This is a genomic window from Roseateles sp. GW821-FHT09H10 (genome assembly GCF_059415865.1).
In genome coordinates this window covers 385810-397570 of the sequence record NZ_JBWKOB010000002.1, presented here as the reverse complement: position 1 = coordinate 397570, position 11761 = coordinate 385810, and the positions used below count along the sequence as shown (strand labels likewise).

Sequence of the window (11761 nt, the reverse complement as noted above, 5' to 3'; positions counted from 1 at the left end):
AATCCCCATCTGCTTCCCGAGGACCGATCCGCATGAAAGCTCCCGCACCGCGCCGTCTCGTTGCCCTGCTGGCCCTGGCCGGTGCGCTGTCCGCCGCGCTGCCGGCCTGGTCGGCGCCGCCGCAGGTGGCGGTCAGCACCGAGGGCGGCCAGATCGCCGTGCGGCACGAGAAGTACACGCTGGCCAATGGCTTCGAGGTCATCCTCGTCGAGGACCACCGCCTGCCGCTGGTCGCCTTCAACCTGTGGGTGCATGCCGGCCCGCGCAACGAGGCCAGGGGCCAGACGGGCTTTGCCCACCTCTTCGAGCACCTGATGTTCGCCGGCAGCCGCCATGTGCCGCGCGGCGAGTTCGACAAGTTCGTTGATGCCGCCGGCGGCACCGACAGCAACGGCTCGACCAATTTCGACCGCACCAACTACTACTTCACGCTGCCGTCCAACCAGCTCGAGATGGGCCTGTGGCTGAAGTCGGACATGCTGGGCTGGATGATCGACGAGGTCGATTCCGTGGCCCTGGCCAACCAGCAGGACGTGGTGCGCAACGAGCGCCGCCAGAGCTTCGAGAACCGGCCCTACGGCATCGTCGAGGAGGCGCTCTACCAGGCCCTCTACCCGGACGGCCACCCCTACCGCGCCGCCGTCATCGGCTCGCATGCCGACATCCAGAGCATCAAGCTCAAGGATGTGAAGGACTTCGCCCGCACCTACTACCGGCCCAACAACGCGACCCTCGTGCTGGCCGGCGACTTCGATCCCCAGCAGGCCAAGGCCCTGGTGCAGAAGTATTTCGGCTCGCTGAAAGCCGGCGCCAAGGTGCCCGAGGTCAAGGTGGCGACGCCCGCGATCACGAAGGAGCGCCGCCTCGTCGTCAAGGACCGCATCGAGCTGTCGCGCCTCAACCTGGCCTGGCACACGCCGCCGATGTTCGCCGCCGGCGATGCCCAGTTGGACGTTGCCGCCCATGTGCTGGGCGGCGACAAGGCCAGCCGCCTCTACGGCCTGCTGGTGCGCGATAAACAGCTCGCCCAGAGCGTGCAGGTGTTGCAGGACTCGCAGTCGCTCAGCTCGCTCTTCAACATCGAGATCGTGGCCCGGCCGGGCGCGTCGCTGGACGAGATCGAGAAGCTCGTCGATGCCGAGATCGCCAGGCTGGCCGCCACGCCGCCCACCGGCGCCGAGATGGCCCAGGCCCGCGCCACCATCGAGACCCAGCTGCTGCAGCGCCTGGAGAAGGTCACGTCGCTGGCCGACCTGGTCAACCACTACAACCAGATGGCGGGCGACCCGGGCTTCGTCGGCAAGGACCTGGCGCGCTATGACGCCACGACGCCGGCCGCCGTCAGCGCCACGGTGGCCACCTGGTTGAGAAAGGACAGCCGCGTCGTCGTGCAGGCCCTGCCCGGCGAGCAGCTGCTGCCGCCCGAGGTGCCCACGCCGGCCATGCCCACCAAGGCGGCCCGCGGCGAACGCGAGTCGCTGAACGCGCTGGAGGCCTGGCGCAGCAAGGCCCCGGCCGCCGCCAAGGCCAAGCCCCTGGTGCTGCCGGCCGCGCAGAGCTTCACGCTGGCCAATGGCCTGACCGTCATCCATTCGCCCAAGCCCGGCCTGCCCCTGGTCAGCGCCAGCCTGGTGCTGCGCGCCGGCCAGGGCGCCAATCCGGCCGACAAGCCGGGCCTGGCCGGCTTCACGGCGGCCATGCTGCCCGAGGGTACGGCCACGCGCAGCGCCCAGCAGATCGCCGAATCCGTCGCGGCTCTGGGGGCCACGCTGAGCGCCCAGGCCGGCAGCGAGGAGGCGCGCATCGAGTACTCCGGCCTCAAGGCCAGCGCCGGGCCCGGCCTGGCCCTGCTGGCCGATGTCGCCCTCCATCCGGCCTTTGACGCCGCCGAGATCGAGCGCCAGAAGGCCCAGCGCCTGGCCGCCCTGGCCCAGACGCGCGAGGAGGCGCCGCTGCTGGCCAATGCCGTCGCCAACCGCGTCGTCTACGGCGAGGCCCACCCGCTCAGCGCCAATGCCCTGGGCACCGAGGCCAGCATCAAGTCCGTCGACGCCGCGGCGCTGCGGAGCTTCTGGCAGTCCCATTACCGCCCCGAGCGCGCGGCTCTGGTTGTCGCCGGCGATCTGAGCGAGGCCGAGCTGCGCGCCCTGATCGAGCCGCTGTTCGGCGCCTGGAAGCCCAGCGGTGCAGCGGCGCCCGCGACGCCGCTGCCGGCGCCGCAGCCGGTGGCGGCGCGCACCGTCATCGTCGACAAGCCCGGCGCGCCGCAGACGGCCCTGGCCATCGTCGGACCCGGCCCCTTCGCTGCCGCGCCCGACGCGGCCGCCATCAAGGTCATGAACGCGGCCCTGGGCGGCCTGTTCACCTCGCGCATCAACAACCAGCTGCGCGAGGTCAAGGGCTACACCTACGGCATCTTCTCGGGCTACACCATGGGCCGCGAGCGCGGCCAGTTCGGCATCCGCGGCAGCGTGCGCACCGATGCGACCGGCCCGGCCCTGGTCGACATCTGGAAGGAGATCGGCGGCATGCGGGCCAGGCCCATGAGCGCCGCCGAGCTGAACCGTGTGCGCAACGCTCAGCTGCTGTCGCTGCCGGGGCTGTTCGACACCAACTTCGCCGTCGTCGCCGGCTACGCGGGCAACTGGGCCGCGGGCCAGCCGCTGTCCGCCATTACCGAGCTGCCGAAGAAATACGGCGCGGTCACCTCGGCCACGGCGCTGAAGGCCGCACAGCAGCATCTCGACCCGGCCCAGCTCATCGTCGTGGCCGTGGGCGACAAGGCCAAGATCGCGCCGCAGCTGCAGGCCATCGGCCGCAAGGCCGAAGAGCGCGACATGGAAGGCAAGCCCCAGCAGCCCTAGTCTGGTTGATTGCGTGCCGGCATGGCTGGTGCGACCATGCCCGCTTGGCCCTCGCCGGGCCTGGAGGACGCATGCACGCTCGTCACCGCCTCGCTTCCCGCCTGCTGCAGGCCCTGGCCGGCATCGGCCTCGTGGTCCTGGCCGGCAGCGCAGACCGCGCTGCAGCCTTCGACCCGCTGCTGGACAGCGTCGGCGGTGTCTGCGCGCCCACGGTGGCGGGCCAGCCCGCGCTGCTGCAGGCCCTGCTGGCCGCGGCCGCGACCCAGCCCAAGAGCGAGACAGCCCCTTTCCAGCCCGCGCCCATGAAGGCCGCGCCGGGTGAGGTGCCTGTCTACCGCGACCTCGGCCGCATGAGCTTCAAGCTCGCCAAGGCCTCGCCCAGGGTGCAGGCCTATTTCGACCAGGGCCTGCGCCTGGCCTTCGCCTTCAACCATGCCGAGGCCCAGCGCGCCTTCCAGGCCGCGCAGAAGCTGGACCCCGGCTGCGGCCTGTGCTACTGGGGCGAGAGCCTCATCCTCGGCCCCAACATCAATGTGCCCATGCAGGCCGAGGCCAACGCGCCCGCCTGGGCCGCCCTGCAGCGCGCCGTCGCGCTGAAGGACAAGCTGCCGCCGCGGGAACGCGCCCTCATCGAGGCCCTGCAGAAGCGCTACGCGGCCGAGCCGCCCGCCGACCGGGCACCGCTGGACGCCGCCTATGCAGACGCGATGAAGCAGGTGGCGGCGCAGTTTCCCGGCGAGGACCTGATGCAGGTGCTGCATGCCGAGGCCGCCATGGACACCCAGCCCTGGGACTACTGGGAGGCCGCCGGCGCGAGACCGAAGGGCCGCACGGCCGACATCCTGGCCGCACTGGAGACCGTGCTCAAGCGCAGCCCCAACCATGCCGGCGCCATTCACCTCTACATCCACGCCGTCGAGGCCTCGACGACACCGGAGCGCGCCTTGGCACCCGCGCGCCGCCTGGCCGCTCAGATGCCCGGCGCCGGCCACATCGTGCACATGCCGGCCCACATCTACTACCGCGTCGGGCTGTACCGCGAGTCGCTGGAGGCCAACCGCGTGGCCATCGCCGTCGACGAGGCCTATTTCAAGCGCTCGCCCTCCGACCCGCTGTACCGCTCGGCCTACTACCCGCACAACATCCACTTCCTGATGGTGTCGGCCCAGATGGGCGGCGCGGCATCCACCGCCATCGAGGCGGCCGCCAAGCTCGACGCCTCCATGCCCGATGACGTCGTCAAGGCCTTCCCCATCATGCAGCCCGTCAAGGCGGCGCCGTACACGACGCATGCGCAGTTCAGCCCGCCCGAGGTCATCCTGAAGCTGGCCGCGCCGTCCGACGACCTGGTGCTGGTGCGCGTCATGTACCACTACGCCCGCGCCGTCGCCCAGGCTGCGCGCAGGGACACGGCCGCCGCCCAGCAGGAGATCGCGGCCCTGGCGGCGCTGGAGAAGGCCGACTACAGCGCCTTCGACGCCTGGGGCATCCCGGCCCAGGCCATCGCGCAGACGGCCCGCCTGGTCGCCACCGCCCGCCTGGCCGACGCCCAGGGCGACCTCAATGCCGCGGCCGCCGCCTTCGAGCAGGCCGTGGCCGTCGAGGAGGGCCTGGCCTATACCGAGCCGGCCTACTGGTACTACCCGGTGCGCCAGTCCCTGGGCGCCGTGCGCCTGCGCCAGGGCCGGCTGGACGAGGCCGAGAAGGCCCTGCGCGACTCGCTGGTCCGCGTGCGCAACAACGGCTGGGCGCTGGCGGCCCTGGCCGAGGTCTACAGGAAGCGCGGCGACCTCGCCTCGGAGCGGAGCGCTCGCCAGGCGTTGAGCAAGACTTGGTTCGGCACGGAGGGCGGCCCCGACCTCACGAAGCTGTAGGTCAAGGCAGGTCAACGAAAATGGCGGCCATGAGCCTGCCCGCCTATATGGACGACCTCGGCCGCGCCGCCCGCGCCGCCGCCACGCAGATGGCCGCCGCCTCGACGGCCGCCAAGAACACCGCGCTGCTGGCCCTGGCCCGCCGCCTGCGCGAGGCCGGCCCAGCCCTGGCCGAAGCCAATGCCCGCGACCTGGCCGGTGCTGCCGGGCTCAGCGGCCCGCTGCGCGACCGGCTCAAGCTCGATGCCAAGACGCTGGCTACGGTGGCTGAAGGCTGCGAGCAGATCGCCGCCATGCCCGACCCGGTCGGCGAGATCACTGGCGTGAAGCGCCGCCCCACCGGCATCAGCGTCGGCCAGATGCGCGTGCCGCTGGGCGTGTTCGGCATGATCTACGAGAGCCGCCCCAACGTGACCATCGAGGCCGCGTCGCTGGCCATCAAGAGCGGCAACGCCTGCATCCTGCGCGGCGGCTCCGAGGCCATCCATTCCAACCTGGCGCTGGCCGAGATCGTTGCCGCCTCACTGGAAGAAGCCGGCCTGCCGCGCGCGGCCGTGCAGCTCGTCAACACCACCGACCGCGCCGCAGTGGGGTTGCTGATCAGCTCGCCGCAATGGGTGGACGTCATCATCCCGCGCGGCGGCAAGGGCCTGATCGAGCGCATCGCGATGGAAGCCAAGGTGCCCGTCATCAAGCACCTGGACGGCAACTGCCACAGCTATGTCGACGCCGAGGTGGACCTGGAACAGGCCCTCCAGGTCGTCGACAACGCCAAGACGCAGAAGTACAGCCCCTGCAACGCGACCGAGTCTCTGCTGGTGCATGCGGCCCAGGCCCGGGCCTTCCTGCCGCGCATCGCCGAGGTCTTCCACGCCAAGGGCGTCGAGATGCGCGGCTGCGGCCGCACCCGCGCCCTGCTGCCCGGCGCCGTGCCGGCAACCGAAGAGGATTGGTCCACCGAATACCTGGCGCCGATCATCAGCATCAAGGTGGTGGACTCGCTGGACGAGGCGATTGCGCATGTGAATCGCTATGGCTCGCATCACACGGATGCGATCCTGACGACGAGTCACGTCAGCGCGATGCGCTTCCTGCGCGAGGTCGATTCGGCCAGCGTCATGGTCAATGCCAGCACCCGCTTTGCCGACGGCTTCGAGTACGGGCTGGGCGCCGAGATCGGCATCTCGACGGACAAGTTCCACGCCCGCGGCCCGGTGGGCCTGGAGGGGCTGACGTCGATGAAATGGGTGGTGTTGGGGCAGGGTGAAATCAGGGGCTGAGGAGGGAAAGCCAGCCATGACTGTCGAACGCATCTTCGTCTCGCCCACGCCGGGCGGCCCGCAAATCGAACAAGAGTCCGTCCGCGTCGTCGCCGGCTCTGGCATCGAAGGCGACCGCTACTTCGGCCGGCATGACGAGCCCGGCCAGAACCTGACGCTGATCGAGATCGAGGAGGTCGAGGCCTTTTTGCGCGAACAGCGGCGCGGCGATGACGTTTCCATCACCCATCGCAATCTGCTGACACGCGGTGTGCGACTCAATGACTTGGTTGGCATCGAGTTCTCCATCGGTGAGGTCAGGCTGCGCGGCATGGAGCTGTGCGAGCCCTGCCTGGGCCTGGGCAACGCGCTGGCCTCGCCGGACATCACGGCCGCCCAGGTCGTGAGGCGCTTCGTGCATCGCGGCGGGCTGCGAGCCGATGTGCTGTCCAGCGGCGTCATTGAGCGTGGCGCGGCGATTGGCCTTCCGGCTGCAAGGGAGTGAGTCCCCGTTGCACTTCCGCCCCGCCACCCCCGCCGATGCCCCCGCCTGCGTGAGCTTGCGCGGCCTCACGCGCGAGAACGCCATCTCGGTCGCACAACTGGCCGCCATGGGCATCACGGCCGAGTTTTGGGCCCCCGCTGTTGCTGCTGGCGATCTGCCCGGCTTTGTCTGCGTCGACGAGCAGGCCGCCATCGTCGGCTACGGCTTTGGCGACAAGGCCACTGGCGAGGTGTTGGTGCTGGCCCTGCTGCCGGGCTACGAGGGCAGGGGTCTTGGCAAGCGCCTGCTCGATCTGGTGGTGAGCGCCCTGGTCCATGCCGGCCACCGCCGCCTCTTCCTCGGCTGCTCGCCCGACCCCGCCGTGCGCTCCTACAGCTTCTATCGTCAGCAGGGTTGGGTCTCGACCGGCCGTTTCGACAAGAACGGGGATGAAGAGCTCGAGCTCCTGGTTCCCAGCGCCGCCTGACGCAGGAGATCGAGGCGACGGCTGGCACATGCGCCGGTCGGCAGTCCCGGTGAAGATGGGTTCAAGCCATCGACACGTCCAGTGATATCACCTGCCCATGAAGAAAGCCCTTCTCGCCTTCCTCGGCGCCGCCTGCTGTGCCGGCACCTGGGCCCAGCCCCTGCCCACGGTGACCCTGCCGCCCGACATCGCCCGCGTGCTGCAGGACTACGCCCGCGCCTGGCAGGCCAATGACCCAGCGGCCCTGGCCCAGTTGTTCACCGCCGACGGCATGGCCCTGCCCAGTGGCAAGCCGCCGGCGCAGGGGGCCGAGAGCATCCGCAAGGCCTATTCCCAAGGGGCGGGCGTGCCACTGCACCTGAGGCCTATCGCCTTCGGGACTTCGGGTGAACTGGCCTATGTGATCGGTGGCTTCGGGCCAGCGGCGGACAAGCCGGATTTCGGCAAGTTCACGTTGGTGCTGAGGCGCAATGCCGAGGGGCGCTGGCTCATCGTCTCCGACATGGACAACGGCAATACGCCGCGGCGGGCACCGCTGCCAGCTCAGCCGGCATCGTCTGGGGGATAAGGCTAGGAAGACGATCCTGCTGCGCTCGACTTGCTCCAGTGGGCAGCCGTGGCGCCGGAGCGGCGCCTCAGGGCCAGCAAAGCCAACCCGACGGCCAGCATCGGCAGCACGGCCGGCTCCGGCACCGGCGTGGCGAGGAAGCCATGCGGCGTGGTGACGGTCGCGTACTGGTCCTGGTAGTAGCCCACGGCGACACCGCTGTTGTTGATGTTGGATACGGTCCAGAACCAGCCGGCGTTGCTGGGCAGGACGGTGATGTCACTGCCGTCACGGACGAAGGCACTGGCGCCGTCCGCGCCTTTGGAGATCCAGCCACCCACCTGGCCGGCGTTGTTGATGGCACGAGGCCGTGCATCCAGGCCCTGGAAGTCCAGCGGATTGGTCACGTACTGGCCCGAGGCGGCGTCGTACACGAATGGCACGACGGTGTTGCCGATGCCCATTGTTCCGACGACCTGCCCCTGGTCGTTCACGCCCTGGGTGACGATGCTGGTGCTGTTGGGGGGGAAGACATGGGTCGTGCCATTGAGCAAGTCATGGACGAAACCGGACCCGTTGCCGTAGACGTCACCGGCCAGGTAGCGGCCATTGGACGAAATGCTGCGCACGGCGCCGTCGAAGGGCAGCGCCAGCACGGTGTAGTTGCTGCCATCGAACAGGAAGCTTTGCTGCAGCAGCAACTTGCCGGCCGTCGCGAAGTTGCCCACCATCAGGCCGGTGCTGGAGATACCTCTCAGCATGCTGGCCGTCGAGCCTGCGGGGCCCGCCACTGTCGTGAACGCGCCGCTCTGGTACAGGAAGCCGGCAGTTTGGCTGCCCTGGGTGAAGTAGCCCACGACATTGCCACTATCGTTGATGCCGGTGAGCGCGGTTGAGGTGCTGCCCGGTACGTCTACGGTGGTGACGGTATAGCCACCTGAGGCCAGGGCCGAGGTGGCGGTGGCAAGCGAAGCGAGCAGCGCGCACAAGGCGCGGCGGGCGGAAACAAGCATCGTGATGACTCCCTGAGGATGGCCCACACTGAAAGGCGCGGACCTTGTCCTGAACTTTGTTGCGCGACCTTAACGATGCCGTCCAGTCGAAGTACTAGAGCAATCCCGACGCGGCGTCCCTTGAACGAGGGAGGTTCCAGGAACGGCAACGCACCTCTGCCGCCGCCTGTGGGCCTTGGGTTCGCTGGCCATCGGCGCGTTCATCATCTATGCGACCGTGCCAGGACGACGTGCCATCTGATCCTTGACAAGGTTCGGCAATGACTTCAAGACGCTCGCTTTGGATCTTGCTCTCGCTGGCTTTGTCGGCCTGCCAGGCACCTGAGAGCATTTCGAAGGAGAGAGCCTTTGAGGCCGCCTATCTGAATGACGCGGCGACCTTGGAGCGTCTGCTTGGCAAGGGCATCAGTCCGAACGCCACGAGTGAGACGGGCGAGACACTTTTGTACGTTGCCACGGGACCGAAGGGCGGAGCAGCGGTTGTTCGCGTTCTGCTGAGGGCGGGCGCTGATCCCAATCGTGGGCAAGGCAGCTATACGCCGCTCATGAATGCCACCAGTTGGGCGAACCTCGAAACGGTGGAGATCCTGCTTCAGGCGGGTGCAGACCCACGGCGCAAGAACGACCGCGGTGAGTCCGCGCTGGAAACCACGGCCCTTGCCGGTGGCAGCGAGGTGGCGGTGAGGGAACGCGTCAAGTCGGCCCAGGGAGATCGCTAGGCACGCTGCCTTCAGCGAGTTCCTGGAGAAGGCCCGGGTAGCATCCCGTCCATGACCGACTCCCGCAAAGCCCTCGTCCTTTTCTCGGGCGGCCAGGACTCCACCACCTGCCTGGCCTGGGCCGTGGATCGCTTCGCCGAGGTCGAGACCCTGGCCTTCGACTACGGCCAACGCCACCGCATCGAGCTGGACTGCCGCAACACGGTGCGTGCCCGGATCGCCGGCCAGTTCCCGCAGTGGGCGGGCAGGCTGGGCGCCGACCACCTGTTGGACCTCTCCCTGCTCGGCCAGATCAGCGACACCGCCCTGACCAGCGAGCGCGCCATCGAGCTGCAGGCCAACGGCCTGCCCAACACCTTCGTCCCTGGCCGCAACCTGCTCTTCCTGACCTTTGCCGCGACCCTGGCCTACCGCCGTGGCGCCTCGGTGCTGGTCGGCGGCATGTGCGAGACCGATTTCTCCGGCTACCCGGACTGCCGCGACAACACCATGAAGGCCCTGCAGGTGGCCCTGAGCCTGGGCCTGGACGCGCCCATGACGCTGGACACGCCGCTGATGTTCATCGACAAGGCCGCCACCTGGCGCCTGGCCGAGAGCCTGGGCGGCGAGGCCCTGGTCAAGCTCATCGTCGAGGACACCCACACCTGCTACCTCGGCGAACGCGGTGAACTGCACGCCTGGGGCCATGGCTGCGGCCGCTGCCCGGCCTGCGAGCTGCGCGCGCGGGGCTTTGCGCAGTACAAGGCTGCCACATGACTTTCTGGGGCTGGGCCGGCGTGGCCGGAGCGGGGTTGCTGTTCTTCTGGGGCGTGGGCGCCTACAACCGCCTGATGTCGCTGCGCAATGTCATCGGCGAGGCCTTCGTGCAGCTGGACGCCCATCTGAAGGACCGTGGCGAGGTCTGCGACAAGCTGCTGGCCGCCGTCGCGCCCCGCCTGGCCAGCGAGCAGGCGACCTTTGACGCGCTGGCCACAGCCCAGGCCGAATCCCAGGCCGCGGCGCTCGCCTCGCGCACCAAGCCCTGGTCGCCCGATCCGGTCGGCGGCCTCGCGGTGGCCAATGCCCTGCATGCGGCGGCGCTGACGCGGCTGCTGTCCCTGCTCGACCATCAGGCCGAGCTGCGCAGCGAGACCGAGATCGACGGCCTCATCAGCGAACTCAAGCTCATCGAACGCCAGCGCGCCTTTGCCCGCCAGGTCTTCAACCAGGCCGTGGCCCAGTACAACGAGGCTCTGCACCAGTTCCCGACAAGGGTGCTGGCGAATCTGTATGGCTTCGGCGAGGCGCGCTCGCTGTAAGGCCGAGCTGGGTTGGCGCGACTGCGCAGCATGCGCCTGCTCCCCGCCCTTCTGCTTTCCCTTGCCAGCCTCCCAGCCTCCGCTCAAGCGGCGAAGCTGAGTGGCAACACACTGGACGGCCAGGCTTTCAGCCTGGAAGCCCTGCGCGGCAAGGTCGTCATGCTGTTCTTCTGGAACACCGACTGCACGCCCTGCATCCAGAAGATGCCTGAGCTGCGCGCCAATGCCGCCGGCTGGCGCGGCAAGCCCTTCGAGCTGGTGCTGGTCAGCACCGACCGCGACCGCGCGGCGGCCCTGGGCTATCTGCAGACGCTGAAGCAGATCGAGAAGGGCGGTCCGGCCATGCCGGCACTGTGGGCGGGTGACCTGAAGTTCAGCGCACCGCTGGCCGCGCCCGCCGCCGTGCCGCTGACCCTGGTCATCGACGCCAGGGGCGCCGTCGTTGCCCGCCATGCCGGGCGCATCGCGCCCGAGGCTTGGGACGACGTGGCTGGCTTGTTGCCTTAGCCAGCGGACTTTTTCGGCATCAAGGAGAGGAATTCCCGCCGCAGGTTCGGGTCCGTCAGGAAGGCGCCGCGCATGACGCTGTTGGTCATGGCCGCCTCGATGTCCTTCACGCCGCGCCAGTGCATGCAGAAGTGGTCGGCCTCCATGACGACGGCCAGGCCGTCCGGGTTCACGCGGGCCTGCAGCTCGTCGGCCAGCATGGTGACGGCCTCTTCCTGGATCTGCGGGCGGCTCATGATCCAGTCGGTCAGGCGCACATACTTGGACAGGCCGATCAGGTTGGAGTGCTCGTTGGGCATGATGCCAATCCACACCCGGCCGATGATGGGGCAGAGGTGGTGGGAGCAGGCGCTGCGCACCGTGATCGGGCCGACGATCATCAGCTCGTTGAGGCGGCTGACATTGGGGAACTCGGTGACCGAAGGCGCCTGGGCGTAACGGCCGGAAAACACCTCGCGGACGAACATCTTGGCGACGCGCTTGGCCGTCTCCTGGGTGTTGTGGTCGCTGTCGGTGTCGATGACCAGGGCCTTCAGCACGTCCTGCATGCGGGCCTGGACCTCGGCCTGCAGCGCGTCCAGCTCGCCGGGCTCGATGTAGGCGGCGATGTTGTCGTTGGCATGGTGGCGGCAGCCGGCCGACACGAGGCGGTAGCGGATGCGTTCGGAGACGGGAGCGTCGGCGGCGGGTGCATTCATGGGCGCGGATT

General features: G+C 69.0%; 12 protein-coding genes. 10 read left to right on the top strand and 2 right to left on the bottom strand.

Going from position 1 to position 11761, the window contains the following annotated elements; translation table 11 throughout:
- The first annotated feature begins 32 nt into the window (after nucleotides 1–32).
- The 6 genes from AC07OY_RS09740 to AC07OY_RS09715 all read left to right on the top strand — a co-directional run bounded on the left by AC07OY_RS09740 (nucleotide 33) and on the right by AC07OY_RS09715 (nucleotide 7536).
- The gene (locus AC07OY_RS09740) at nucleotides 33–2864 is read left to right on the top strand and encodes a M16 family metallopeptidase (RefSeq protein WP_495042361.1); all 2832 of its coding nucleotides are present in this window, start codon (nucleotides 33–35) and stop codon (nucleotides 2862–2864) included.
- 71 nt (nucleotides 2865–2935) lie between these two features.
- Complete coding sequence (locus AC07OY_RS09735; RefSeq protein ID WP_495042360.1) at nucleotides 2936–4738, top strand: hypothetical protein; 1803 nt, start codon at nucleotides 2936–2938, stop codon at nucleotides 4736–4738.
- Between the two features lie 29 nt (nucleotides 4739–4767).
- Nucleotides 4768–6018: a glutamate-5-semialdehyde dehydrogenase gene (locus tag AC07OY_RS09730; RefSeq protein WP_495042359.1), complete on the top strand. Its 1251-nt coding sequence runs from the start codon at nucleotides 4768–4770 to the stop codon at nucleotides 6016–6018.
- A gap of 16 nt (nucleotides 6019–6034) precedes the next feature.
- Nucleotides 6035–6502 (top strand): MOSC domain-containing protein, encoded by a 468-nt coding sequence (locus AC07OY_RS09725; RefSeq protein ID WP_495042358.1) that lies wholly within the window; start codon nucleotides 6035–6037, stop codon nucleotides 6500–6502.
- A 7-nt stretch (nucleotides 6503–6509) separates the two neighbouring features.
- Nucleotides 6510–6968, top strand: coding sequence for a GNAT family N-acetyltransferase (locus tag AC07OY_RS09720; RefSeq protein WP_495042357.1), 459 nt, complete (start codon nucleotides 6510–6512; stop codon nucleotides 6966–6968).
- Nucleotides 6969–7065: 97 nt separating this feature from the next.
- Nucleotides 7066–7536 carry a YybH family protein gene (locus AC07OY_RS09715; protein ID WP_495042356.1) on the top strand — a complete coding sequence of 157 codons (471 nt, stop codon included), beginning with the start codon at nucleotides 7066–7068 and terminating at the stop codon, nucleotides 7534–7536.
- Between the two features lie 2 nt (nucleotides 7537–7538).
- Here the strand turns inward: AC07OY_RS09715 and AC07OY_RS09710 are convergent, their stop codons facing one another.
- On the bottom strand, nucleotides 7539–8528 hold the full coding sequence (locus tag AC07OY_RS09710) for a PEP-CTERM sorting domain-containing protein (protein ID WP_495042355.1): 990 nt from the start codon (nucleotides 8526–8528) through the stop codon (nucleotides 7539–7541).
- Between the two features lie 260 nt (nucleotides 8529–8788).
- Between AC07OY_RS09710 and AC07OY_RS09705 the strand changes: the two genes are divergently transcribed.
- Genes AC07OY_RS09705 through AC07OY_RS09690 form a run of 4 tightly spaced genes read left to right on the top strand, consistent with a single transcriptional unit; the run spans nucleotide 8789 to nucleotide 11052 of the window.
- Nucleotides 8789–9247 (top strand): ankyrin repeat domain-containing protein, encoded by a 459-nt coding sequence (locus AC07OY_RS09705; RefSeq protein WP_495042354.1) that lies wholly within the window; start codon nucleotides 8789–8791, stop codon nucleotides 9245–9247.
- A 51-nt stretch (nucleotides 9248–9298) separates the two neighbouring features.
- Entirely contained in the window at nucleotides 9299–10003 is a 705-nt protein-coding gene (gene queC / locus AC07OY_RS09700; RefSeq protein WP_495042353.1) for a 7-cyano-7-deazaguanine synthase QueC, read from the top strand.
- Nucleotides 10000–10545 carry a LemA family protein gene (locus AC07OY_RS09695; RefSeq protein WP_495042352.1) on the top strand — a complete coding sequence of 182 codons (546 nt, stop codon included), beginning with the start codon at nucleotides 10000–10002 and terminating at the stop codon, nucleotides 10543–10545. The genes queC and AC07OY_RS09695 overlap by 4 nt, the downstream gene beginning before the upstream one ends.
- Before the next feature lie 30 nt (nucleotides 10546–10575).
- Nucleotides 10576–11052, top strand: a complete 477-nt coding sequence (locus AC07OY_RS09690; RefSeq protein WP_495042351.1) for a TlpA family protein disulfide reductase — start codon at nucleotides 10576–10578, stop codon at nucleotides 11050–11052.
- Here AC07OY_RS09690 and folE read toward each other — a convergent pair.
- A complete protein-coding gene (folE, locus tag AC07OY_RS09685) occupies nucleotides 11049–11750 on the bottom strand; it encodes a GTP cyclohydrolase I (RefSeq protein WP_495042350.1) in 702 nt (233 codons plus the stop codon). The two genes, AC07OY_RS09690 and folE, sit on opposite strands and share 4 nt — an antisense overlap.
- Between the last annotated feature and the right edge of the window lie 11 nt (nucleotides 11751–11761).